This window comes from Kouleothrix sp., from assembly GCF_046328425.1.
Taxonomy (GTDB): Bacteria; Chloroflexota; Chloroflexia; order Chloroflexales; family Roseiflexaceae; genus Kouleothrix.
In genome coordinates, this window is sequence record NZ_JAXLWP010000021.1 from 110,908 (window position 1) to 135,093 (window position 24,186).

Consider the following 24,186-nt stretch of genomic DNA (forward strand, 5'->3'; position numbering starts at 1 on the left):
TAAAGGCGGATCGATGCCCACACTCACATCGAACGAGATCGCGCTGCTGGTAATTGTCGGCTGCACGCTGGCGCTGATCGTCAGCAACCGCGTGCGCCCCGACCTGGTAGCGCTGCTGGTGCTGCTATCGCTCGGGCTCAGCGGAATCATTCGCCCCGACCAGGCGCTGGCCGGGTTCAGCCAGCCCGCGGTGATCACGATCGTCGGGCTGTTCGCGATCACCGCAGCGCTCGAGCGCACCGGCGTGGTGCAGTGGCTGGCCGGCAGGCTCGCGCGGCTTGGCGGCGGCGGCGAAGCGCGCATGACCGCCGTGTTCATGCTGGCGGGCGCGCTGCTCTCGCTGGCGATGAACAACATCGCCGCCGGGGCAGTGCTGCTTCCGGCGGCGGTAAGCGTGGCGCGCCGCGCGCAAGTGCGGCCGGCGCGGCTGCTGATACCGCTGGCCTTCGGCACGCTGCTCGGCGGCATGGCCACGCTGTTCACCACCGCCAATATCGTGATCAGCGGCAGCCTGCAGGCCCAGGGCCAGCGCGCGCTGACCATGCTCGACTTCCTGCCGATCGGCGGCCTCACGGCGCTGGCAGGCGCCGGCTATATGCTGACGGTTGGCCGCCGCCTGCTGCCTGATCGCGAGTCGGTCGTGCGCTCGACCATGCCGATCGCCGACCTGAGCCAGACATACCAGCTGGCCGAGCGGCTGTGGGAAGTGCGCGTACAGCCCGACTCGCCGCTGGTGCGCCAGCCGCTGTCCAACTCGGTGATCGGCGCGCAGCTTGGCGCCACGGTGCTGGCGATCTGGCACGGCCGCGAGGCGCGCATCCCGCCCGCGCCCAACGACATGATCGCCGCGAATGATATTCTGCTGGTGCTGGGCCGCGAAGACCGGGTGCGCCAGCTCGCCAGCCAGGGCACGACGATCGGCCGCACGGTGCAGCCGCACGATCGCCGGCTGGGCCTGCCAGTGCACCTGACCGAGGTGCTGATCGCGCCGCGCTCGCCGGCGATCGGCCAGACGCTGAAAGATCTGCGCTTCCGCAGCAAGTTCGGGCTCACCACCGTGGCGCTCTGGCGCGAGGGCCGCAGCTACCGTACCGACGTGGGCGACTTCGTGCTGCAGGCCGGCGACGCGCTGCTGATGGTCGGCCCAAACTCGGCCGTCCGCACACTATCCGACGAGCCGGGCTATATCGTGCTCGACCAGGGCTACACCGCCCACGCGCCCGACCCAGTGCGCGCGCGCTGGGCGGTGCTGATCACCGTGCTGGTGCTGCTGCTCTCGGCACTGGGGCTCGTGCCAACGGCCGAGGCGATGCTGGCGGGCGCGGCGGCGCTGGTGCTCACGCGCTGCCTTACAATGGAGGATGCCTACCGGGCGATCGAGTGGCGCGTGGTTGTGCTGATCGCCGGCATGCTGCCGATTGGCACCGCCCTGGCGGCCACTGGCCTAGCCGGCCGGATCGGCCTGCTGTTCAGCAACGAGCTGGCTGGCGCCGGGCCGCTGGCGCTGATCGCCGGGCTGTATCTGTTCACAGTGGCGCTTACGCAGTTCGTGGGCGGGCAGGTGGCCGCGCTGACGGTTGGGCCGCTCGCGGTGAGCGCGGCGGTAAACCTGCGGATCGACCCGGCCGCGGCCGGCGTGGCGGTGGCAATGGCCTGCTCGGTGGCATTTCTGTCGCCGTTTGCCCACCCGGTGAACGTGCTGATGATGGGGCCAGGCGGCTACAAGTTTAGCGACTTCGCGCGAGTTGGCCTGGGGCTAACGCTGCTGTGCTTTGTGATGCTGCTGGTGGGCCTACGGCTGATCTGGGGCGTGCCGCTATAGCGGCAGCGGCACGCGCACCTCGACGGTGGTGCCCTCGCCCTCGGCCGAGCGGATGCGGCACTCGCCGCCGATCAGCTGGGCGCGCTCGCGCATATTCAGCAAGCCGAGCGAGCCGCGAGTGTTGTAGCTCGACTCGACCGCGCCCAGGTTGAAGCCCTCGCCGCGGTCGCGCACGCTGGCCACCAGCTGGCCTTCCTCGACATACAGGTAGATCACGACCTCGGGCGAGCGCGCGTGCTTGCGGGCGTTGTTGACAGCCTCTTGCACAATAATGAAGATCGCGCCCTCGATCTCGACGGGCAGGCGCGGGATGCTGGCAGGCGCCTCGATCCGCAGCCGGGTGAACCCGCTGGGGTCGCGGAAGCGGCCGACATACTGCTGCAGCGTCGAGAGCAGCCCTTGGGTCTCGAGGCCGAGCGGCCGCAGCTCGAACAGCAGCGTGCGGATGTCTTGCGAGGTCTTCTGCACGAGCTCGGCGAGCACGCTCAGCTCGCTCTCGACGCGCTCGGGCATGGCGCGCAGCAGCTTTTTGACGAACTCGATGTTCATGGCGATCGCCGCCACGCTCTGTGTCGGGCCGTCGTGCAGGTCGCGCGCGATCGCCGCGCGCACCTCGGCCTCTTTGGCCAGCAGCCGGTCGCGCTCTTCTTTCAGGCTGCGCACCAGCCGGGCATTCTCCACGGCGATCGCCGCCTGGCTCGCCAGCGTCGTCAGCAGGCGCAGATCCTGCTCGTTGAACGGCTCGCCGCTGCGCTTGTTCAGCACCTGCATCACGCCCACAACGCGCTCGCCGTGGCGGATGGGCGCGCACAGGATCGAGCGGGTGACGAAGTCGATATCGCGCGCCACGCCGTCGAACCAGCGCGGATCCTGCTCGACATCATTGACAATCTGGCCGATGCCATTGGTCGCCACCCACCCGGCGATGCCGCGGTCGGTGGGGATGCGAAACTCGCGTGGCTCGCCGGTGTGCGTGTCGGTGGTGTGCAGGATCAGCTCGTGGGTGGCCTCGTCGAGCAGCATGATCGAGCAGCGCTCGGCGCCCATCACCGCCGGCACCTGGCGCTTGATCTCTTCGAGCAGGCTGTGCAGCTCGAGGTTGGTGGCCAGCGACTGGCCGACTTCGTAGAGCAGGTGAAGCTCGCGCAGATCGTGCTCGGCGCGCCGCAGCATGGCCAGCTTGTCGGCCTCGCCGCCAAGCGCGCGCACCAGCAGCACCACCATGTCTTCGCCGGCGCGCGCCGCCTCGGAGCGCTCGACATCGCTCTCGCGCACCACCAAGTGCAGCAGGCCGACCGTCTGGTTGACGCTGCGCAGCGAGATCTCGACGAGCTGGCGGTCGTCGTCGAGCGCGTAGTAGCCGATCGCCGGGTCGGAGCCTTCGTCGCGGCGGGCGAAAGCCTCGCGCGCCTCGTCGATCATGCGCGCGGCCTCGTCGCCAAGCTGGCCGTGGCCAAGCGCGATCGGCTCGCCGGATGGCGAGTGGTACAGCAGCGCGCCGGCTTGGGCCGGCCAGAACGCCACCAGCCGCTCGAGCGAGCTGCGCAGCATCGCCGGCACATCCTGGTAGCCGCCGGCCGAGAGCAGCTGGCCGAGCGTTTGAAGCTGACGTTGTTCGAGCGTGGGTGGCATAGCGCCCTCGTGTGTGATGGGATTGAGCTGTAACTGTACCGCATGGGCGCGGCGATGTCAACGGAAATGCACACAATTTTCGCGCCGGCGAACCTTGACGCAGGGGCCACAACTGGTTATAATGCTCTTAACACATCCGATTGGTTTACCTCATGGCATATCGGCAAGGACGCACGGCTATGCGAATAGGAAAGCCAAGAGAATATCGAGAACGGTAAGGGCGGCACAGAAGTGTTCTGTTGCCGCCCTTCTGCTTATGTCGAGCGTTCTCGATCGGCGATGTGCCAGCAATCAGTTGTTTCGCAGCCGGGAATGTGCGAAACTGGTCGCACCGACGGCCCGGCTATTCTGACAACGAGGAGGCCGCTTATGCACTCGGATCTGATTGGGAAGATCGAAAAAGCGCGGCGCTATGCACAAGAACCCGAGCGGATCACGATCGGCGAGCTCAAAGCGACATTTCACGGCGGTAATAGCGATCATGTGATTACCCTTCATGGCGACCATTGGTCGTGCGATTGCAGCTTCTTCCGGATGTGGCACACCTGCGCCCACGTCATGGCCTTCCAGAAAATTTTCGATCCTATGCTCGCCCCTGCGGCGCGCGAGGCCACCAGCCCGATCACCTCGACCGAAGAGATGGTCGGCGCGCTCAGCTAGCTGGCCGGCCAACCTCAAACTTGCCTACCCTGCCCCCTTCGCCCGAAGGGGGCTTTTTTTTGCCTCGCACAGCGCGCGTTCTTCGACAGATACAGCTGCAGGCTCGTGATACCAAATCCAGCTGATCGCTTGGATTATGGGGGGTTCGGGGGCGGCTTCGCCGCACAAGAAAACACAAGTAATCAAACGGAGTTGCTATGAAACGTCTGTCAGGAGAGGAGGGAAGGTGGGGAAGAACCGACTTTGACGGCGCCCTAGATACACCTGCCGCGTATGCCTCGCGCCTCGGTTCTTGTGGTATGATGGGCACTTCAAGTCAGCATCACTATAGCGTCTCGTAGCTCTCGCCGCTGTGTTGAAAGGAACCGTCATGCTCGACCCGACCCCGTACCGCCGCTTGTTCCCAATCTCCGAGCGCCTGGCGTTTTTTAACCACGCCGGCGTCTCGCCAGTGAATACGCGCGCCGTCGCGGCGATGAACGAGTTCAACCAGCTTACCGCCCAGATGTCGATCACCGAGTACCGCCTGGAAACCACCGAGCGCACCAACGACCTGCGCGAGCGCATCGCCAGGCTGATCAACGCGCGCTCGAGCGACGAGATTGTGCTGATGCCGAACACCGCCACCGGGATCAACACCGCCGCGCTGAGCTTGCCGCTGCGCCCCGGCGACAACGTGCTGGTGCTCGACGGCGACTACCCGGCCAATATCTACCCGTGGATGAACCTGGCGCACCGCGGCGTATTGACCAAGTTCGTGCCCCAAAAAGACGGCGGGCTCGACCTCGATCTGCTGCTCTCGCGCGTCGACAGCCACACCCGCGTGATCGCCATGAGCACAGTGGTATTCGCCACCGGCTTCCGCAACGACATCGAGGCGGTGGGCAAGATCTGCAGCGAGCGCGGAATATTCTTCGTGGTCGATGGCATCCAGTCGCTCGGGGCGCTGCCGCTCGACGTGCAGGCCGCCAACATCGACTTTCTGGCGGCCGGTTCGCAGAAGTGGCTGCTCGGGCCGATCGGCGCCGGCTTTCTGTACGTGCGCGCCGAGCTGATGAACCAGCTGGTGGCCGGGCCGTACGTCGGCGCGTCGAGCGTGGTCGACCCCGCAAATTTTCTCGACTACAACTTCACGCCGCTGCCCGGCGCCGAGCGCTTCAACCTCGGCTCGCAGAACTTCGTCGGCATGTACGGGCTGCACGCCAGCCTGGCGCTGATCCAGGAGATCGGCATCGAGCACGTGGCCGAGCGCGTGCTGTCGCTGGCCGGCAGCCTGATCGCCGACCTGCGCGACCGCGGGTTTAAGCTGGCGGCCAGCACTGCCCCCGAGCACCGCTCGGGGATTGTGATCGCCGAGGTGGCCGACCCAGCCGGCGCCAGCGCCCGGCTCGAGCAAGCCGGGTTTGTGTGCATCCCGCGCGGCAAAGGCGTGCGGATCGCACCGCACTTCTACAACACCGAGGACGAAGTGCAGCGCGTCGGCGAGGCGCTTTCGGAGCTGTCGCACGAAGGGATCGCCAATGCCATACGCGCATAAAATCGAGCCCGGCAAGCGTGCCGAGCTGGCGAAGATCGACCCGGCCGACGACGGCGGGCTGAGCAAAAGCGCGGGCCAGGCACAGTTCGCCGAGCTGAACGCCCAGCTCGACGCCATGCAGGAAGAGCTGTACGCCGCCGGCACGCACAGCGTGCTGATGGTGCTACAGGGCATGGACACCAGCGGCAAAGACGGCACCATCCGCAACGTGCTGCTGAACCTCAACCCGCAGGGCGTGCGCGTCGAGTCGTTCAAGGTGCCGACGGAAGAAGAGCTGGCGCACGACTTCCTGTGGCGCGTGCACAAGGTCGTGCCGCGCAAGGGCGAGCTCGGCGTGTTCAACCGATCGCACTACGAGGACGTACTGGTGGTGCGCGTACACGAGCTGGTGCCCGAGGCGGTGTGGCGGCGGCGCTACGAGCAGATCAACCAGTTCGAGGCGCTGCTGGCCGCCAGCGGCACGATCATCGTCAAGCTGTTTCTGCACATCAGCAAGGCCGAGCAGGAGCAGCGGCTGCGCGCGCGCGAGCAGGAGCTCGAGAAGGCCTGGAAGCTCTCGGCCGGCGACTGGCGCGAGCGCGAGCGCTGGGCCGACTACATCGCCGCCTACGAAGACGCGATCAGCATGTGCAGCAGCGCGGCCGCGCCGTGGTACGTCGTGCCGGCCGACCGGAAGTGGTTCCGCAACCTGGCGGTGAGCCAGGTGCTGGCCGATGTGCTTGGCCGCTACCGCGGCGAGTGGCGCGACACGCTGGCGGCCATGAGCAAAGCCCGGCTGGAAGAGCTGCGCGCCTACCGCGCCGAGCAGGGCGCCAAAGCGCGGTAGTGCAACTTCCCGGCTGGCATATGCGTACCTTGAACGAAAGGTATCGCGCAGCCGAGCGCGGCTTGGCGCCGCCGCCCGCGCGGGCCTCGACACAAGGAGGAGTGTATGTTCCAGCAAATGCTGAACGCCAGCCGCGCCATTCTGCTGCGGCCATCGGTTGCGGTGTTCGAAGAGCACGAGCGCAACGACCTCGGCTGGGCGACGATCTACATCGCGATCAGCACAGTGGTGGCCGCCATCCTCGGCGCGATCAGCTTCGTGCTGAACCGCCCGTACCTCGAGCAGCAGCTGCGCGACCTGCAAAATCGGCTGGGCGACCAGCCGCTGCCGCCGCTCGCCAGCACGTTCATGGGCGGCCAAAACATCACCGGCGCGATCATCTCGAGCCTGTTCTTTACGATCATTGCGTTCTTCCTATGGACGCTCATTGTGTACGCGCTCGGCCGGCTGTTTGGCGGCACCGGCGCGTTTGGCGAGCTGGCCTACGACATCGCGCTGTTCTGGGGGCCAATCGCGGTGATCCGCGGCCTGATCGGCCTGATCTCGATTGGCCCGGTCGCGCCGATCGGCGGGCTCGTCGGCCTGCTGGTGGGGCTGTATAATATCTACCTCAGCTGGCTCAGCGTGCGCTCGGGCATGAACCTGAGCGCGGGCAAGGCCGCCGCGGTGATCGCCATCCCGATTATCGTGCTGGCGCTGGGCTGCTGCCTGGTCTTCGGCGCGCTCATGCTGGTGATCGTAGGTGCCTCGCGGCAGTAGCGCGCGGCCAGAGAAAGAAAGCAGCTATGAAATCACTCCGCCGCGCGCTGGCCTACCTCGCGCCCTACTGGCTGATCACGTTGGGCGCGTTTGCCGCTCTGCTGCTGACGACGGCGGCGAACCTGGCAGGCCCGCAGGTGCTGCGGGTGCTGATCGACCGCGGCATCAGCGGCGGCGACCGGCAGGCGCTGCTGTGGGCCACGCTGGCGCTGATCGGCGTGGCGGCGGTGCGCGGCGTCTTCAGCTTCGCGCAGGGCTTCTGGTCGGAGAAAGCCTCGCAGTCGGCGGCCTACGAGATGCGCAACGCGCTGTTCGCCAAGCTCGAAAACCTCAGCTTCTCGTACCACGATCAGGCCCAGACCGGCCAGCTGATGACCCGGATCACCAGCGATGTCGAGCAGGTGCGCGCGTTTATCGGCGGCGGCCTGCTGCAGGTGTTCAGCGCCGTGGCGCTGCTGCTGGGCAGCCTGGCGGCGCTGTTCAGCACCAACTGGCGGCTGGCGCTGATCACCCTGCTGACGGTTCCGGCCATGGCCGCCGTGCTGATGCGCTTCATGGGCGTCTTGCGGCCGCTGTTCAGCCAGGTGCAGAAGAAGCTCGGCGCGCTCAACACCGTGCTGCAAGAGAACCTCGCCGGCATCCGCGTGGTGCAGGCGTTCGCCCGCGAGCCCTACGAGGCCGAGCGCTACGCCCAGCTTAACCAGGAGCTGCTTGAGGTCAACCTCGCCACCATTCGCGGGCTGGCGTCGAGCTTCCCGCTGATCTTCTTCATCTCGAACCTTGGCACGCTGGCGGTGATCTGGTACGGCGGCCACCAGGTGATCGGCGGCACGCTCAGCCTGGGCGAGCTGGTGGCGTTCAACACCTACCTGTCGCTGCTGATCATGCCGATCATGATGCTGGGCATGATCACCGCGCAGATCTCGCGTGCCGGCGTCAGCGCCGACCGGATCTTCGAGGTGCTCGATACGCCCAACGAGGTCGCCGATCGGCCGGGCGCGCGGCCGCTGGCCGAGGTGCGCGGGCGCGTGGCGTTTGAAGGGGTGTCGTTCCGCTACGCCGGCGGCGAGCGCAATGTGCTGAGCGATGTCTCGTTTGTGGCCGAGCCGGGCCAGACGGTGGCGATCATGGGGCAGACCGGCAGCGGCAAGAGCACGATCATCAACCTTATCCCGCGCTTCTACGACGTAACATCCGGCAGCGTGACGATCGACGGGCACGACGTGCGCGACGTGACGATCGAGAGTCTGCGCGATCAGGTGGGCATTGTGCTGCAGGATACCACGCTGTTCAGCGGCACGATCCGCGACAACATCGCCTACGGCCGCCCCGACGCCAGCGACGCCGAGGTCGAGGCTGCGGCGCGCGCCGCACAGGCGCACGAGTTTATCGGCGAGTTCGCCGACGGCTACGCTACCGTCGTCGGCGAGCGCGGCGTTGGGCTTTCGGGCGGCCAGCGCCAGCGCATTGCGATCGCCCGCGCGCTGCTGCGCGACCCGCGCATCCTGATCCTCGACGATAGCACCTCGGCGGTCGATGCCGAGACCGAGTTCCAGATCCAGCAGGCGCTGCAGCTCCTGATGCGTGGGCGCACCAGCTTCGTGATCGCCCAGCGCATCAGCACCGTGCGCGACGCCGACCTGATTGTGCTGCTCGACGGCGGCGAAGTGGCGGCGCAGGGCACCCACGACGATCTGCTGCAGACCAGCGCGCTCTACGGCGAAATCATCGACTCGCAGTTTGGCGGCGCGCACGAGGCCAGCCCGGCGCTGGAGCTGGCGTAGCCTCTCTGCCGTCATCTATAACGCCTACGACTATAACGCCTACATGATCTTGTCGGCAATCAAGGAGAAGCACGTTGATCTTTAAACTGGCCATGAGCATCCACATCGCGCTGTACCGGCTCACCGGCGGGCGGCTTGGCGGCAAGCAGATCGTTCTGCTGACGACGATCGGCAAAAAAACCGGCCAGCGGCGCACCAAGCCGCTGTTTCACATCAAAGACGGCGCGAGCTATATTGTGATTGCATCGGCCGGCGGCAGCGATACAAACCCGGCCTGGTACGGCAACCTGGTGGCCAACCCCAGCGTCACAGTCGAGGATCATGGGCGCACGCTCGCCGGCCAGGCCAGCACGGTGCCGCCCGACGAGCGCGCCCGGCTGTGGCAGCAGGTCGTGGCCGCCAGCCCCGGCTTCGCTGGCTACGAAAGCAAAACCAGCCGGATCATCCCGCTGGTGCGGATCACGCCAAACTAGCCGCCCGGCCGCAATGAGAGAGCAAAGGCTACGCCCGCACGCGCGCCGCGTAAGCCCGCTAAGCGAGAACAAACCATGATGCACGGTGGTGGAATGCGAGCGCTCGCCGGCACCCCGCAGGAGCGCGCCGCCCAGGGCGGCGTGGTGCTGCGGCGGCTGCTTGCCTACCTGCGGCCGTTCTGGCGCCAGCTGCTGCTGGTGCTGCTGCTAGTGATCGTCGGCGCGGCGACGCAGGCGCTCGGCCCGTACCTGATCGGCCGGGCAATCGACCGCGCGATCGGCCAGCGCGACGGCGCCACGCTCGACCAGATCATGCTGCTGCTGCTGGCGGTGTACGTCGCCGGCGCCGTCGCGTCGCGCGCGCAGTTTCTGATCATCGGCGCGATCGGCCAGCGCACGCTGGCGCGCATGCGCACCGAGATCTTCACCGCCATCCAGCGCCTCTCGCTGCGCTTCTTCGACCGCCAGCCCGCCGGCGATCTGATGTCGCGCCTGGTGAACGATACCGACGTGCTGAACCAGCTGTTTAGCCAGGGCCTGGTGCAGGTGCTCGGCAGCCTGTTCGGCCTGGCCGGTATTCTGATCGCTATGCTCGCGCTCGACTGGCGGCTGGCGCTGGCGAGCTTTGTCGTCATCCCGATCATGCTGCTGCTCACGCGCGTGTTCGCACGGCTCTCGCGCCGGGCGTTCCGCCGCACCCGCGAGGCGATCGGCGATGTGTCGTCCGAGATCCAGGAGGAGATCGCCGGCGTCAAGATCGCCCAGGCTTTCAACCGCACCGGCGTGAACCAGCAGCGCTTCGCGCAGCGCAACGCCGCTAACCGCGATGCGAACGTCAGCGCCACCGCGGTTACCTCGGCCTTCACCCCGGCGATCGATGTGCTCTCGACCATCGCGACGGCGATCGTGGCCGGGTACGGCGGCTACCTCGCCCTCGGCGGCGCGGTCAGCGTCGGCGTGGTGATCGCGTTTCTCACGTATGTGCAGCAGTTCTTCCGGCCGATCCAGGCAATTTCGGCGTTCTACACCACCGCCCAGGCGTCGCTCGCCGCCGCCGAGCGGATCTTCGCGCTGCTCGACACTCCGGCCGACCTGGTCGACGCGCCAAACGCGCCGGCCATGCCGCCGATCCGCGGGCACGTCGCGTATGATCACGTGTCGTTCTCGTATGGCGCCCGGCCAACCGATGGCCAGCGGGTCGCGGCAGATCGCGCCAATGGCTCAAGCAACGGCGCGGGCGAGGCTCCTTTGGCGCTTGGCTCTTCGCCCTTGGTTCTGAATGACGTCTCGCTCGCCGCCGAGCCCGGCCAGACAATCGCGATCGTCGGGCCGACCGGCGCGGGCAAGACCACGCTGGTGAATATGATCGGCCGCTTCTACGACGTTGACGCGGGCGCCGTGCGGATCGACGGCATCAACATCCGCACGGTGACGCGCGCCAGCCTGCGCAGCCAGATGGGCGTGGTGCTGCAAGACAGCTTTCTGTTCGCCGGCACCGTGGCCGAAAACATTCGCTACGGCCGGCTCGACGCCAGCGACGCCGAGGTCGAGGCCGCGGCCACGGCTGCACACGCGCACGAGTTCATTGTGCGGCTGCCTAGCGGCTACCAGACGCTGCTGGGCGAGCGCGGCGGCACGCTGAGCCAGGGCCAGCGCCAGCTGCTCGGCATCGCCCGCGCCATCCTGGCCAACCCGCGTATTCTGATCCTCGACGAGGCCACCAGCAGCGTCGACACGCGCAGCGAGCAGCTGATCCAGAGCGCATTGAAGGTGCTGCTGCACGGCCGCACCAGCTTTGTGATCGCGCACCGCCTCAGCACCATCCGCGACGCCGACCAGGTGCTGGTGATGCAGGCCGGCCAGATCGTCGAGCGCGGCACTCACACCGAGCTGCTGGCGCGCGGCGGCGTCTACGCCGAGCTGTATCGCCGCCAGTTCCGCGAGCCGGCGGGCCTGGCTACGCCGGCGCCATAGCCCTGCATCTTCCGGCCACGATCGCATCTTCCACCAGCAGAAGCACGGCTGTTCTGGTATAATGCCACGTCCACCCGGCCCGCGCTGCTACTGCTGGCCGGGAGTGCAATCGCTCCGCCGTGCGCCGTTGCCTGCGTTGCCTGCGCAACGCTCCCCCAATACCAAGGCGCCCGGCGTCTGCCGGGGGCATCATGAACACCACACGCCTTCTTTCCGCTGTGCTGGCGGTAGCGCTGCTGATCCCAGCCCACGTCCGCGCCGCCAGCCCTGCGCCGCGCCCAAGCGCCGAGCTGCTCGCCCGCGCGCTTGCCGGCCACCCGGCGCTCACGCCCACCGCCGCACTGTGGGCCGAGCGCGACGGCGCGCAGTTCAGCGTTCGCCGCTATACGTTTCAAAGCCAGCAGTACGACGATCTGGCGCGTCGCGCTGCGCCGATCGACGACCTTGCCGCCGACGCGACACGCGCGATCTGGGTCGAGCGCGGCGACCAGTTTGGGCAGGTGGTGGCGCTTGACCTGGCCAGCGGCACAGTGACACAGCTGGCCACCCTGGCCTCGGCCAGCGGCACGGTCGCGCTGGATGGCGCGCAGTGGTACCTGGCCGACAGCCGCGGGCTGCAGCGCTTCTCGCCAGGAAAAGCTCCCGAGCTGCTCAGCCCGCTCGGGCGCCGGCCGGTAGCACACGGCGGTGCGGTGCTGTGGAGCGAAGAGCAGTTCGGCGGCGAACGCCAGCGCGCGGCCTGGCGGCTGCTGCTGCGCGAGCCTGGCGGCCAAACAGCCGAGCTGGCGCAGCAGCTGGCTGGCTACGGCGGGCTGGCCGGCTACACGCTCACCGACGACGCGGCATTCTGGTCGTTCGCGGGCGCGGCCGATGCCCCTGGGCTCGTGCGTTTCGATCGCGCCAGCGGCGCGCGCGACGTGGTTGCGCCAGCGGCGGCCACGCTGGCCGCCACGCCGGGTACGCTCGTATGGAGCGCGGTGGACGAGGCCGCGCAGCCGCTGGAGTGGCGGATCCAGCGCGCCAGCGCACAGGGTATCGCGCCGGTGATCGATGCGCCTGCGGCGCTTGCGGTAGAAGGGCTGCTCGGCAGCCTGATGCTCGTAAGCCGTGAGAACGACGGCGCGCGCGAGCTGCTGCTGCTGAACATCGACGCTGCGCCAGTGCTGCCGGCAATCCCGCCCCCGGCTGTCGCGCTGCAGGCATCCTGCGGCGACCCGCTCGCGTGCGGGCAGGTGCGCGCCAGCGGCGCAGTGCTGGCCGATAATGGCGGGCGCTGGGTGATGCGCGGCGTGCAGTTCTTCCTGCCGCGCTATGGGATCAACGGCAAGAGCTTCTGGGATGCGAACTACGCCGCAGCTGCGGCCTCGGGCGAGATCGACTTCTGGCTCGAGCGCGCCCAGCGCGGGCTGAATGCCAACACCCTGCGGCTATTTGTCGACCTACCGTACACCGCAGGCGGCGCCAGCGCCGTGCCAACCAGCTACGCCACGCTCTACGACTTCGCGCGCCGCGCGGCCGCGCACGGCATGCGGCTGGGCATCGCGCTGCATAACAGCGCCGACTGGGCCATGACACCCGAGCGCGCCGCCTGGATCGGCGGCCTGCTCGACGACTTCGCCGCGCGCTCGGCGCTGCCGCTGATCGCCTACCTCAGCGCCGACAACGAGATCAACAACCACTGCGGCGCCGGCAACGACTGCTTCGACCGCCGCCCCGGCTACGACGACGCTGGCTATATCGCGGGCGCGCTGGAATGGACCGCCCAGTTCCGCGCCGTGGTTAAGCGCCACGCGCCAGTGCTGGTGACCGCCGGCATCTCGAGCGAGGTGCGCGACTATGACAACACGCGCGCGGCCTTCGACTACCTACGGCCCGACCGCTCCGGCCGCAGGTTGCTGGGCCTGATCGACATGCTCGCGCCGCACAACTACAGCGGCGGCGCCGACGGCGTGATCGACGATCTGCGCTACGCCGGCTACGCCGGCCCAATCGTGCTCGAAGAGTTTGGCTACCCGACCGACCCGCGCCCGCTCAACCCGAGCTGGACGGAAGGGGCGGCTACGTGCCGGCAAATGCCGCTGGCGACGGCCTGCCGCGACACCGCGCCATTCTTCGTCGCGACAAACCTCGCGGCGCTGCGCAGCCGCAGCTACAGCGGCGGCGCGGCATGGATGCTCGCCGACGTTGACGAGAAGAACCGCGCCGATGCGTGTACCACCCAGAGGTTCGACTTCTGGACGGGGCTGTTCGCCAGCGGCGGCGCGTACTGCGAGGGTGGCACCGCAACCCGCGCACCTGGCGCGCCGAAGGCCACGGCGGTGCAGGTGTGCCGGCACTACGGCGGCGACTTCTTCGCGTGCGACCCCAGCTTGGTGGTGCGTGCGCGGCTGTACCTGCCGGTGGCGCGGCGCTGGCCCGGAGCATGGCGCCGGCAAAAACAAACGAGGCATGCGTACGCATACCTCGTTTGCTTCCATCTGTGTGGCGGGCTCGACGGGATCTGAACCCGCGATCTGAGCCTTGACAGGGCTCCATGTTAGGCCGCTACACCACGAGCCCACACAGTGGTGACCCCAGTGGGATTCGAACCCACGATCTACACCTTGAGAGGGTGTCGTCCTAGGCCGCTAGACGATGGGGCCGCAGGTTGTATGTTGGGTGTTTCCACCGCAACGCCGGGCATTATAGCATAGGCTTGGGAATCGTGCAAGTCGCGCGCGGCGGCGGTTTGTCACATCGATCGGCTTATGCTATAATGTTGCAATCCAATTAGTGTCAAACTTACACAGTACATCGTACGCGCCTGAACGCGACATCTGGCGACAGAAAGTAAGGAGCGAACAATGGCTAACTCACAGCGCGGCGGGCTCAACAGCACAGCTCTAGCGCTCATTCCGCTGGCGATTGCGATCAATATCGCCGGCGGGCAGCTCGTGAAGGTATTGAAGCTGCCGATTTACCTCGACAGCATCGGCACGGTGCTTACGGGTGCGCTGCTTGGCCCCTGGATCGGCCTCGTCACCGGGCTGCTCTCGAATACCATCTGGACGCTGATTGGCCTCGATCAGTTCGCGCTCTCGTTTGCAGCAGTCGCCGGGATCATCGGCCTGCTGGCCGGGTTCGCCGGCCGGGCGGGCCTGTTCCAGCGGCCCTCGCCGCGCTGGCTTTCGGCGATCATCGGCGGGGTGTTTCTGTTCGCGCTGACGCTGTTTGTGATGCTGTTCATCAACCAGTCGGTCGACGCCGACGGCAACACGGTGCTGCCCGCCGCCGGCGACCTGTTCGCGCAGCAGCCGATCGTGTTCATCGTGGCGATCCTCGCCGGGCTGGCCGCCGGCTACTTCGTGCTGAAGAACGCCGGCTACGCTGGCCTGGCTGGTCTGGTGACGGGCGTGGTGGCGGCGATTGTATCGGCGCCGATTGCGGCCTACCTGTTCGGCGGCGTCACCGGCGCCGGCACCGACGCGCTGGTGGCGGCATTCCGCGCCAGCGGCGCGAGCATCATCGCTTCGGCCTTTGCGCAAGGCACGGTCTCCGACCCGTTCGACAAGATGACGTCGTTCATGATCGTCTATCTGATCATTCAGTCGCTGCCGCGCCGCCTGCTCCAGCGCTTCCCCAATGCGCGCGCGGCCGAGGCCGCCACGCTGGCCCGGCCGGCCGCGAGCCGCTAGCCCGGCTGCACCTCTGCTGCTTCGCCTGGCCGCCCAGGAGGCATGGCCTGCCTCCTGGGCGGCTCGTATATTAGCGCATCGCTATGCAATCAAGCTATTTCCCCGGCACAAGCGTACTGCACCGCCTGCACCCGCTTACCAAGCTGGCCGCAGCGGCGTTGATCCTGGCAGCCACCTACCTGCTGCCCGGCGCGCTCACGCCGCTGCTGCTGTTCGCGCTGGTGGCCGCGCTGGCGGCCAGCGCCGGCGTGGCCAGCTCGATCCTGCGCACCGTCGCGCGGGTGGTGCTGCCGGTGTCGATCTCGCTGTTCCTGATCCAGGGCATCCTGTTCCCGCCGGCCGGCGCTACGCCGCTGCCGCTTGGGCCGATCACGCTGACGCGCGAAGGGCTGCTGTTTGCTTACCTGATCAGCATGCGCCTGGTGGTGCTCAGCGCGGTGGTGCTGCTGCTGCTGCGCGTCACCCACCCGGCCGATCTGGTGTACGCGCTGACGCAGCGCGGCCTGCCGCGCAGCATCGGCTATATTCTGCTGGTGTCGGTGCAGATCGTGCCCGACATGAGCGCGCGCGCCACCGCCATCCTCGAAGCCCAGCGCTCGCGCGGCCTTGAAACACAGCGCGGATTCTTCCGGGTGCGCGGGATCGTGCCGCTGATCGGCCCGCTGGTGGTCGGCGCGCTGGTCGATGTCGAAGAGCGCGCGATGGCGCTCGAGTCGCGCGCCTATACCGCGCCTGGCCCCAAAACCAGCTTGCGCCAGCTGTTCGATACCCCGGCCCAGCGCGCCGCGCGCGTGCTGCTGCTGCTGGCGCTGCTGGCGCTGATCGGCTGGCGGCTCTATACGGTGTTCGCATAGCATTACAACCGGTAGATCGCCCCGCTACGCCCTCGACGCAATGCATTGGAAAGCTGGTTTGAGCCATGCCTGATCCAATAATCTCGCTGCACAATATCTCCTTTACCTACGCGATCGGCACACACCCGGCGCTGCGCGAGCTCGACCTAGAGGTGCCAGCCGGCCAGATCTGCGGCGTGGTTGGGCGCGCCGCCGCCGGCAAGAGCACGCTGTGCGCGCTGTGCGCCGGCTTCATCCCGAACTTCTACGAGGGCGCGTTTAGCGGCAGCGCGCAGATCGACGGCCAGGACGTGGTGCAGCGCCCGGTGGCCGATCTGGTGCGCCACGTCGGCCTGGTCGGCAGCAATGCTTTCAGCCAGATCTCGGGCGCGCGCTTCACAGTCTACGAAGAGATCGGCTTCGCGCTCGAGAATATCGGCCTGCCGCGCGACGAGATCATCGAGCGGATTGAGTGGGCGCTCGAGGCGCTCCAGCTCGCCGATCTGCGCGACCGCTCGCCGTACGCGCTTTCCGGCGGGCAGCAGCAGCGCCTGGTGCTGGCTGCCACGCTGGCGATGCGCCCGCCGGTGCTGGTGCTCGACGAGCCGACCGCCCAGCTCGACCCGCCGACGATCGCGAGCTTGGCCGAGCTGCTGCGCGGCCTCAGCCGCCAGGGCACGACGATCCTGTTCGCCGAGCACCGGCTTGAATGGGCCGCGACTCTCGCCGATCGCGTGGTGGTGCTCGACGAAGGCATGGCCATTGCGGATGGCCCACCCGCCAGCGTACTGACCAACCCGCTGCTGCTCGAGCGCGCGATCGGCTGGCCGCGCCCAACGACGATCGCCGCCGCCGCGCGCCGCACCGGGCTGTGGCCGGCTAGCCGCCCGCTGCCGATCGCGCTGGATGGCCTGGTGGCGGGGCTGCAGGCCGCTCCCGAGCCGCGCGCCGAGCACGCCGCGCCCGCGCCGCCGGCACCAGCCGCGCCTGCCACACAGCCGCCGGTTGTCGCGATCAGCAACGTGCGCTTCAGCTACCCCAGCGGCGTCGAGGCGCTGAAAGGCGTGTCGCTGGCGATCGGGCCGGGCGAGCGCGTGGCGCTGCTGGGCCGCAACGGCGCCGGCAAAAGCACGCTGCTGCGCCATATGAACGGCCTGCTGCTGCCTTCGGCCGGGCAAGTGCTGGTGGCCGGAACCGACACGCGCAAAACCACCGTGGCGCGCTGCGCCCGGCGCGTCGGGATCGTGTTTCAAGATATTCGCAACCAGCTATTCGCCCGCACCGTGCGCGACGAGCTGCGCTTCGGGCCGCGCAACCTGGGCTACAGTACCAGCCAAGTCGAGGACATGGTCGATCGCGCGCTTGGCCTGCTGGGGCTGGCCGAGGTGGCCGACATACACCCCTACGACCTGCCGCCGGCGCAGCGCCGGCTGGTGGCGGTGGCGGCCGTGGCGGCGCTTGAAAGCGATGTGCTGATCCTCGACGAGCCGACCGCCGGGCTCGACAACCCCAGCATCGACCGGCTGAACCAGCTGGCCCACACCCTGGCCGCCCAGGGCAAGACGATTGTGGTCGTCAGCCACGACCTCGACTTCTGCTTCGAAGCCCTTGAGCGAGTCATCGTGATGCAAGATGGCGGCGTTATACTCGACGGTAGCTGGGGCCACATGGATCGCGCCGCGCGCGCGCTGCTGGCCGATACGGTGGGCCTGCCGCTGGCGCTGGCCGCCGCCGAGGCGATCGATCTGGCTGCGCGCCCACGGCTCGAACAGCTGCTCACGGCTGAGGCGCGCGCGCACACTCCGCTCCAGCCGCAGCTGGCTGGCATCGCGCACCGCGCAGCGCCCAAACCCTGATGCCACGTGAACGAGCGAGAGCGGCGGCAGCCCCGGCCCAGCAGGGCGGCAAACCAGCACAACCAGGCGCCGCCGAGATGTACGAACTGTCAAAACAACAGTGGTCATTTTGTCATCTTGGCGCTGTTGTTTCGTGGGCAGACTATGTTATTATGGAAAGAACACGATACCTGAAACAGCGGCGGATTGCGCGAGGGGTAGCCACCCCCCGCGCTGTAGTTTGGGCGAAAACTGCGCGGTTTTTACGTTTTTGATAGATAAGGCCAGCCGAAAAAGGCAACATTGATGTTTCGTTTCTTCTGTGGAGTACGCCAATGATTGACCAGAACGACACCTACCTTCCACCGGCGCCCCAGAGCGGCCGCCCGGCCGGCGCAGCCGAGCATGAGGACGACCAGACCGGCCTGTGGTCGCAGATGCTCGCCGTCTTCCGCGATATTGGCGGATCGTTCGACCCATTCGCCAACGACGCCAACCCCGAGGTGCGCGCGCTCGGGCGCGCCGCGCGGCAGCGCCGCCCACCACAGGCCGACGATTACTTCGCGCTGGGCGACCTGTGCGCGCGCCTGACGCTGCACAACGCCCAGCTCAACGAAGCGTATATCGCCAAGGCCATCGCCGCCTACACCCGCGCCGCCGAGATCGAGGCCGGTGAGCGCCGCCCCGCCCGCGTGGCAGTGCTCACGTTCGCCCAATGGGTAGTAGACGTGGCGCGCGCGCTCGGCAGCTTCGAGGCGCTCAAGGCCGCCGTACTGGCCTGCGAGCGCGTGCAGCAGCTCGACCTGCTGGCGAATAAGCCCGCAGACCGCGCGCACCTGTACGAGACCGAGCAGCGCCTGCGCGAGCAGATGCAGCGCCAGGCCAGCACGGCATCGAACGGCGCGAACGGCCACGACCCCCAGCTCGAGAGCCAGATGCTCTGCGACCAGGGCCAGATGCTGCTGCGCCAGAGCCAGCCGAAAGAAGCCTTCGACCTGTTTGAGCGCGCGCTGCAGATCAACCAGCGCAGCCACGCCGCCTGGCTGTGGCGGGCCATGGCGCTCACCGACATGGGCCGCTTCAACGACGCGCTCGCCAGCTACGACCACGCGCTCGAGATCGAGCCGGACAACGCGCGGGTGTGGAACAGCAAGGGCGCGCTGCTGACCGAGCTAGGCCGCGCCGAGGCCGCACTCGAGTGCGTCAACCGCGCGATCGAGCTTTCGACCTCCGACGCCAAAACCAAGTCGATCTTCTGGCTGAATCGCGGCAAGGCGCTGTTCATCCTCAAGCGCTACCGCGAGGCGCGCGAGGCGCTGGTGCGCTCGTACCAGCTCGACCCCTCGCCCGAAAGCGCCGCCGGGATCGCAGCCTGCCGCGAGCAGCTCGAGTTCGTGAGCAGCCAGGCCGTCGGCGCGGCCTGACACCTCAACATCCATAGCCGCGCGCCGCGCGTAGACGACGCAAGACGCCTGGGCGTCTTGCGTCGTTTTTGTGCTGCCCTGAGGAACTACTATGCCGCCCGCCATTCACTGGTTTCGCCGCGACCTGCGGCTACGCGACAACCCGGCGCTGCACGCCGCCGCCGAGGCCAGCGCCGGCCAGGTGCTGCCGCTGTTCATCCTCGACGACGCGATCCTGCGCGCGCCCGACACCGCCCCGGCGCGCGTGGCGTTTCTGCTCAGCACGCTGGCCGCGCTCGACGGAGCTCTGCGCGAGCGCGGCAGCCGCCTGATCGTGCGGCGCGGCAGCCCGCCGGAGGTGCTGCGCGCACTGGCCGAGGCCAGCGGGGCGCGCCTGCTGTGCTTCAACCGCGACTACGCGCCTTTCGCGCTGGAGCGTGACGCCGCGGTGCGCCAGGCGCTGATGGGCCAGGGCGTCGCAACGCTCGATTTCAACGACACCGCGCTTGCCGAGCCCGATGCGCTGCGCACCAAAGCCGGCGGCTGGTACAGTGTGTTTACGCCATACCTGCGGCAGTGGCGCGCCTATGTTGCTGCGGCGCCGCTGGCCGAGCGCGAGCTGCCAGCGCTTGCGCCAGTGCCCGAGGCAATCGATACGCTGGCCCTTCCCACGCCGGCCGACCTCGGCGCCACCACCGACCAGGAGCTGGCGCCCGGCGGCGAGGCGGCTGGACAGGCACGCCTGGCGGCATTCGTGCGCGCGGGCGCCCCGCAGGCAATTGGCGGCTACCAGCATGGCCGCGAGCGCCCGGCGCTGGCCGCTACCTCGCGGCTCGGCCCGTACCTGCGCTTCGGCTGCATTGCGCCGCTGGCCTGCCTGCGCGCCGCGCTGCGCCTGAACGCCACCGACAGCGCGACCCAGGCGTCGATCGACACCTGGCTGGGCGAGCTGGCCTGGCGGGACTTCTACCAGCAGATCCTGGCGCACTTCCCGCATGTGCTCGGCGGCGCGTTCAAACCGCAGTACGACGCGCTGGCCTGGCAAAACGACACCGGGCTATTCGAGGCATGGTGCGCCGGCGCCACCGGCTACCCAATCGTCGACGCCGGCATGCGCCAGCTGAACCGCGAGGCCTGGATGCACAACCGCGCCCGCATGATCGTCGCCTCGTTTCTCACCAAAGACCTGCTGGTCGACTGGCGCTGGGGCGAGCGCTACTTCATGCGCCAGCTAGCCGACGGCGACCACGCCGCAAACAATGGCGGCTGGCAGTGGGCCGCCGGCACCGGCACCGACGCGCAGCCGTACTTCCGGATCTTCAACCCGGCCAGCCAGGGCCAGAAGTTCGACCCGAGCGGCGCCTACGTGCGGCGCTACGTGCCCGAGCTCGCGCGCGTGCCCGATCGCTACATCCACCAGCCCTGGGCGCTGCCGGCCGCCGAGCAGCGCCGCCTAGGCGTGCGGATCGGGCGCGACTACCCGGCGCCGATCGTCGAGCACGCGGCGCGGCGCGAGCAGGCCCTGGCGATGTACCGGGCGGTGCGCGCCGCCCACGCGCAGCCCGACAGCGCCGCGTAGCTTTGGGCGCTACCCCGCGTCGCACCGCAGATCGTTCGCCCGGCAGCGGGTGAGGCGCTCGAGGCGATGTTGACGCCGCGCTAGCTCGCCGCGCCAACATGTTGCATATTCACTAATCCAGTGCTATAGTTAGCTCACCGTAGCGCGGTTGGGCCGCCACTGGCGATGCGCAGGCCCGGCCGATGACGCAACGAGATTGTGGAAACGTACATTGACAACGGACACCTCCTTCGGATCCGTCGCCGTCTTCCGTGGCCAGCCTGGCGAGAGCATACGCGCTCGCCCACGCGCGGCCACTGGCCTGCCGGCGACATCCACGGCTTTGACTCACCCCGGCGCAGCGCGCGGCACAGCTGAGCACGGTTCGGGCACCCCATGCCCCAATCGATAGCTGGCTGGGCGCACTGCGCGAGTGTTGGCTGGCCGCGGCCGCCCGATGTGCGCGTGATCTCCGCTGTCTCATCCGACAGGAGCATGTTAGACAACCAATGCCAAATGACAACCACCGACCTGACGTGGCCGTCTTTATCGACTTTGAGAATGTTTACGTCAGCGTCCGCGACAAGCTGGACGCAAACCCCAACTTCGAGATGATCATGGACCGGTGCGAGGACTTCGGCCGCGTGGTCATCGCCCGAGCCTACGCCGACTGGTACCGCTACCCCAGGGTCACAAGCGCGCTCTACGCCAACGGCATCGAGCCGATGTACGTGCCGACGTACTATTACGACCGCGAGATGGGCCGAACTGGCCGCGCGATCAAGAATAGCGTCGACATGAATCTGTGCATCGACGCCATGAAAACGCTGTTCACCAACACGAATATCGCCAAATTCGTGCTGGCCACCGGCGACCGCGACTTCATCCCGCTCGTCAATAGCATTCGCCAGCAGGGCAAAGAGGTTATTATCATCGGCATCGGCGGGGCGGCCTCGGCCCACCTGGCCCAGAGCGCCGACGAGTTTATTTTCTATGAGTCGCTGGTGGGCAAAAAGCCCACCGATCTCCAGCAGGATCTGCCCAAAGCCAAAATGCCCGAGAAGGGCCGCGAGAACGATTTCTCCGAAGACGATGGCGACCGCGGCCGCAGCCGCGCCCCCGAGCGCGAGCGCAGCACCGAGCGCGCCCCCGAGCGCGAGCGCAGCACCGAGCGCGCCCCCGAGCGCGAGCGCAGCGCCGAGCGCGCCCCCGAGCGCGAGCCCGAGGTGTCCGGCCAGCCCGACATCTACGACACGCTGGTGAGCGCGATCAACCTGGCGCGCGAGCGCGGCTATGTCTGCTCGTTCGGCTCGCTCAAACTGCTGATGAAAGAGCTGATGGGCGGCGAGTTCAAAGAGGGCCGCTACAAAGACGCCAGCGGCCGGCCGTTCGCGAAGTTCAAAGACTTTGTGATCGAGGCCGAGCGCCGCGGCAAGGTGCAGGTGTTCACGCGCGGCACGGTGAACGAGGTGTTCCTGCCTGGCGAAGACCCATACAAGCTCTCGCAGTTCGCCCAGGAGATCACCGAGGAGCCAGGCGCACCGGTGATCCAGGTGCCCGAGAGCGAGGTGCGCCCCGAGAGCCGGCCTTCGGTGGTGTCGAACGGCCGCCGCCGCCGCCGCCGCTCGCGCGGTGGGCGTGGCGCCACTGCTGCGACGCCGCAGAACGGCATGACGCCGCTCGACGACGAGGACGAGCTGTTTGAGGAAGGCGCCGACACGCCTGCGTTCGACTTGCCGGCCGAGGAAAGCGCCGACGCGATATTCGACGAGCTGCTCGACCAGGTCGAGGCCGAGGCCGAGCAGCTTGAGCCGGCGATTGCCTACGATCCTGTGGCCGAAGAGCTGCTGCCACCGGCAGTGTTCGAGCCCGAGCCCGAGGCCGAGGCCGAGCCCGCGCCGGCTGCCGAGCCTGAAAGCGCTGCGGCGGCTGAGGCCGAGTACGCGCCAGATGGCGCCGCGCCAGCGGCAGTATCGCTGCCGTTCAACGAGTACGAGTGGCAGCTGCTGCGCCAGGTAGTTGGCGGCTTCGAGCGCCCGGCCTCGTTCGCGCAGATCCACGATGCGCTGCGCAACACCCGCAATAGCGCCGGAATCGCGCGCACCAACGAAGAGCTGCGCTCGCTGATCAAGCAGGCAATCAACAGCGGCACGCTCGAGCGGCTGGGCAAGGGCAACCGCGCCAGCTACCGGCTGGCCCAATCGGCCGAGGCTGCCGAGGCCGCCGAGCAGGCCGCGCCCGAGGTTGAGGCGTCGGCCGAGGCCGCGCCGGTGGGCCAGCCCGAGCTGTACCTGCCCGATCTCAGCGTCGCGCCGGCCGAAGTTGCCGCCGAGCCCGCCGCCGAGGCCAGCGCCGAGCCCGCCCCGGCTAAGCGCGCACGCCCACGGCGCAAACCCGCCGCCGAAGCCGGCGACGCCGCCGAGGCCGCGCCCAAGAAGCCGGCGCGCCAGCGCAAGGCGGCCCCGGCCGAGCCAGCTGCCCCGGCTGAAGCCAGCGCCGAGCCCGCCGCGCCGAAGCGCAGCCGCCGTAAAAAGCCCGCCGATGCCGAGTAGCCCGGTGGAGCTGCCTGCCCAATCTGGCGTAGGCAGCTCCGCTATCGCGCCAATGACACGTGTCAAGATTTGTGGGCTGCGCACCGCCGAGCACGCCCTGGTGGCGGCCGGCGCCGGGGCCGACCTGCTGGGCTTTATCTTCGCGCCGTCGCGCCGCCAAATTGCCCCCGCCGAGGTGGCGCGGATCGGCCATGCTGTGCGCGCCGCCACCGCCAGCCCACCACGGCTCGTGGGCGTGTTTGTGAACGAGACACCCGCGCGCATGCGCGCCCTGGCGCGCGAGTGCAAGCTCGACGCCGTGCAGCTGAGCGGCGACGAGCCTGCCAGCTTCGCCGACGAGCTGGCCGACCTGGCGCTGATCAAGGCCATCCGCTTCGACGGCGCCGCCACCGAGCAGCGCTGGCTCGAAGCCGACCTACCACACGTGCAGCTGCTGGTGGACGCGCACGTGCCGGGCGCGTACGGCGGCGCCGGCGTAGTGGCCAACTGGGCGCGCGCAGCCGTTCTGGCGCGCCGCCACTCGATCCTGTTGGCCGGCGGGCTTGGCCCAAGCAATGTCGCTACGGCCATCGAGCAGGTGCGGCCCTGGGGCGTCGATGTGAGCAGCGGCGTCGAGACCGACGGCGCCAAGGATGCGGCCAAGATCCGCGCATTCGTAGCAAACGCGCGTGCCACGGCACAGCTTTTGCGTTCGGTCGAACCGAGTTAGTACTCTTTAACAGGATTTACGCGGTGCGTGTTTTTGCCTTCGGCAGAGCGGTTCTTTTTCATGGAAGGTGCTCAGATTTTGGCGCAAAGCGCCAAAATCTGAGCACAAAAGAAAATACACCCCACGATGTAAAGTATCGCTCTGCCGAAGGCTGA

Annotated in this window: 17 protein-coding genes and 2 tRNA genes; 16 read left to right on the top strand and 3 right to left on the bottom strand. The window is 68.0% G+C overall.

Annotated features, from left to right (window positions below):
- Window positions 1-13 precede the first annotated feature (13 nt).
- Window positions 14-1,822: an SLC13 family permease gene (locus tag U0177_RS19395; RefSeq protein WP_409572315.1), complete on the top strand. Its 1,809-nt coding sequence runs from the start codon at window positions 14-16 to the stop codon at window positions 1,820-1,822.
- Here the strand turns inward: U0177_RS19395 and U0177_RS19400 are convergent.
- Complete coding sequence (locus U0177_RS19400; protein ID WP_409572316.1) at window positions 1,817-3,454, bottom strand: GAF domain-containing protein; 1,638 nt, start codon at window positions 3,452-3,454, stop codon at window positions 1,817-1,819. The genes U0177_RS19395 and U0177_RS19400 overlap by 6 nt on opposite strands.
- 369 nt (window positions 3,455-3,823) lie before the next feature.
- Between U0177_RS19400 and U0177_RS19405 the strand changes: the two genes are divergently transcribed.
- The 8 genes from U0177_RS19405 to U0177_RS19440 all read left to right on the top strand — a co-directional run bounded on the left by U0177_RS19405 (window position 3,824) and on the right by U0177_RS19440 (window position 13,971).
- Window positions 3,824-4,114 carry a hypothetical protein gene (locus U0177_RS19405; RefSeq protein ID WP_409572317.1) on the top strand — a complete coding sequence of 97 codons (291 nt, stop codon included), beginning with the start codon at window positions 3,824-3,826 and terminating at the stop codon, window positions 4,112-4,114.
- 370 nt (window positions 4,115-4,484) lie between these two features.
- Window positions 4,485-5,651: an aminotransferase class V-fold PLP-dependent enzyme gene (locus U0177_RS19410; RefSeq protein WP_409572318.1), complete on the top strand. Its 1,167-nt coding sequence runs from the start codon at window positions 4,485-4,487 to the stop codon at window positions 5,649-5,651.
- Window positions 5,635-6,477, top strand: coding sequence for a PPK2 family polyphosphate kinase (locus tag U0177_RS19415; RefSeq protein ID WP_409572319.1), 843 nt, complete (start codon window positions 5,635-5,637; stop codon window positions 6,475-6,477). Before U0177_RS19410 ends, U0177_RS19415 begins: the two co-directional genes overlap by 17 nt.
- Before the next feature lie 105 nt (window positions 6,478-6,582).
- Complete coding sequence (locus tag U0177_RS19420) at window positions 6,583-7,236, top strand: YIP1 family protein (protein WP_409572320.1); 654 nt, start codon at window positions 6,583-6,585, stop codon at window positions 7,234-7,236.
- A gap of 26 nt (window positions 7,237-7,262) precedes the next feature.
- On the top strand, window positions 7,263-9,020 hold the full coding sequence (locus U0177_RS19425) for an ABC transporter ATP-binding protein (protein ID WP_409572321.1): 1,758 nt from the start codon (window positions 7,263-7,265) through the stop codon (window positions 9,018-9,020).
- 74 nt (window positions 9,021-9,094) lie between these two features.
- The gene (locus U0177_RS19430) at window positions 9,095-9,493 is read left to right on the top strand and encodes a nitroreductase family deazaflavin-dependent oxidoreductase (protein ID WP_409572322.1); all 399 of its coding nucleotides are present in this window, start codon (window positions 9,095-9,097) and stop codon (window positions 9,491-9,493) included.
- A gap of 93 nt (window positions 9,494-9,586) precedes the next feature.
- Complete coding sequence (locus U0177_RS19435) at window positions 9,587-11,467, top strand: ABC transporter ATP-binding protein (protein WP_409572323.1); 1,881 nt, start codon at window positions 9,587-9,589, stop codon at window positions 11,465-11,467.
- 191 nt (window positions 11,468-11,658) lie between these two features.
- A complete protein-coding gene (locus U0177_RS19440) occupies window positions 11,659-13,971 on the top strand; it encodes a hypothetical protein (RefSeq protein WP_409572324.1) in 2,313 nt (770 codons plus the stop codon).
- Here U0177_RS19440 and U0177_RS19445 read toward each other — a convergent pair.
- A tRNA-Asp gene (locus tag U0177_RS19445) sits at window positions 13,950-14,026 on the bottom strand. The two genes, U0177_RS19440 and U0177_RS19445, sit on opposite strands and share 22 nt — an antisense overlap.
- A gap of 6 nt (window positions 14,027-14,032) precedes the next feature.
- Window positions 14,033-14,109, bottom strand: a tRNA-Glu gene (locus U0177_RS19450).
- Window positions 14,110-14,310: 201 nt separating this feature from the next.
- On the opposite strand from U0177_RS19450, the gene U0177_RS19455 reads away from it, so the two are divergent.
- The 7 genes from U0177_RS19455 to U0177_RS19485 all read left to right on the top strand — a co-directional run bounded on the left by U0177_RS19455 (window position 14,311) and on the right by U0177_RS19485 (window position 24,031).
- Window positions 14,311-15,141 (top strand): hypothetical protein, encoded by an 831-nt coding sequence (locus U0177_RS19455; RefSeq protein WP_409572325.1) that lies wholly within the window; start codon window positions 14,311-14,313, stop codon window positions 15,139-15,141.
- Between the two features lie 83 nt (window positions 15,142-15,224).
- The gene (locus tag U0177_RS19460; RefSeq protein WP_409572326.1) at window positions 15,225-15,995 is read left to right on the top strand and encodes an energy-coupling factor transporter transmembrane component T; all 771 of its coding nucleotides are present in this window, start codon (window positions 15,225-15,227) and stop codon (window positions 15,993-15,995) included.
- A 65-nt stretch (window positions 15,996-16,060) separates the two neighbouring features.
- Window positions 16,061-17,830, top strand: coding sequence for an ABC transporter ATP-binding protein (locus U0177_RS19465; protein ID WP_409572327.1), 1,770 nt, complete (start codon window positions 16,061-16,063; stop codon window positions 17,828-17,830).
- A 314-nt stretch (window positions 17,831-18,144) separates the two neighbouring features.
- The gene (locus U0177_RS19470; RefSeq protein WP_409572328.1) at window positions 18,145-19,233 is read left to right on the top strand and encodes a tetratricopeptide repeat protein; all 1,089 of its coding nucleotides are present in this window, start codon (window positions 18,145-18,147) and stop codon (window positions 19,231-19,233) included.
- Between the two features lie 91 nt (window positions 19,234-19,324).
- Window positions 19,325-20,791: a cryptochrome/photolyase family protein gene (locus U0177_RS19475; RefSeq protein WP_409572329.1), complete on the top strand. Its 1,467-nt coding sequence runs from the start codon at window positions 19,325-19,327 to the stop codon at window positions 20,789-20,791.
- Between the two features lie 488 nt (window positions 20,792-21,279).
- The gene (locus U0177_RS19480; protein WP_409572330.1) at window positions 21,280-23,322 is read left to right on the top strand and encodes an NYN domain-containing protein; all 2,043 of its coding nucleotides are present in this window, start codon (window positions 21,280-21,282) and stop codon (window positions 23,320-23,322) included.
- Between the two features lie 52 nt (window positions 23,323-23,374).
- Window positions 23,375-24,031: a phosphoribosylanthranilate isomerase gene (locus U0177_RS19485; RefSeq protein ID WP_409572331.1), complete on the top strand. Its 657-nt coding sequence runs from the start codon at window positions 23,375-23,377 to the stop codon at window positions 24,029-24,031.
- Window positions 24,032-24,186 lie beyond the last annotated feature (155 nt).

What these genes read in the sequence shown, in the direction of transcription:
- U0177_RS19395 (WP_409572315.1), top strand. Translation starts at nt 14, where the DNA reads ATGCCCACACTCACATCGAACGAGATCGCGCTGCTGGTAATTGTCGGC.
- U0177_RS19400 (WP_409572316.1), bottom strand. Translation starts at nt 3,454, where the DNA reads ATGCCACCCACGCTCGAACAACGTCAGCTTCAAACGCTCGGCCAGCTG.
- U0177_RS19405 (WP_409572317.1), top strand. Translation starts at nt 3,824, where the DNA reads ATGCACTCGGATCTGATTGGGAAGATCGAAAAAGCGCGGCGCTATGCA.
- U0177_RS19410 (WP_409572318.1), top strand. Translation starts at nt 4,485, where the DNA reads ATGCTCGACCCGACCCCGTACCGCCGCTTGTTCCCAATCTCCGAGCGC.
- U0177_RS19415 (WP_409572319.1), top strand. Translation starts at nt 5,635, where the DNA reads ATGCCATACGCGCATAAAATCGAGCCCGGCAAGCGTGCCGAGCTGGCG.
- U0177_RS19420 (WP_409572320.1), top strand. Translation starts at nt 6,583, where the DNA reads ATGTTCCAGCAAATGCTGAACGCCAGCCGCGCCATTCTGCTGCGGCCA.
- U0177_RS19425 (WP_409572321.1), top strand. Translation starts at nt 7,263, where the DNA reads ATGAAATCACTCCGCCGCGCGCTGGCCTACCTCGCGCCCTACTGGCTG.
- U0177_RS19435 (WP_409572323.1), top strand. Translation starts at nt 9,587, where the DNA reads ATGCGAGCGCTCGCCGGCACCCCGCAGGAGCGCGCCGCCCAGGGCGGC.
- U0177_RS19440 (WP_409572324.1), top strand. Translation starts at nt 11,659, where the DNA reads ATGAACACCACACGCCTTCTTTCCGCTGTGCTGGCGGTAGCGCTGCTG.
- U0177_RS19455 (WP_409572325.1), top strand. Translation starts at nt 14,311, where the DNA reads ATGGCTAACTCACAGCGCGGCGGGCTCAACAGCACAGCTCTAGCGCTC.
- U0177_RS19460 (WP_409572326.1), top strand. Translation starts at nt 15,225, where the DNA reads ATGCAATCAAGCTATTTCCCCGGCACAAGCGTACTGCACCGCCTGCAC.
- U0177_RS19465 (WP_409572327.1), top strand. Translation starts at nt 16,061, where the DNA reads ATGCCTGATCCAATAATCTCGCTGCACAATATCTCCTTTACCTACGCG.
- U0177_RS19470 (WP_409572328.1), top strand. Translation starts at nt 18,145, where the DNA reads ATGATTGACCAGAACGACACCTACCTTCCACCGGCGCCCCAGAGCGGC.
- U0177_RS19475 (WP_409572329.1), top strand. Translation starts at nt 19,325, where the DNA reads ATGCCGCCCGCCATTCACTGGTTTCGCCGCGACCTGCGGCTACGCGAC.
- U0177_RS19480 (WP_409572330.1), top strand. Translation starts at nt 21,280, where the DNA reads ATGCCAAATGACAACCACCGACCTGACGTGGCCGTCTTTATCGACTTT.
- U0177_RS19485 (WP_409572331.1), top strand. Translation starts at nt 23,375, where the DNA reads ATGACACGTGTCAAGATTTGTGGGCTGCGCACCGCCGAGCACGCCCTG.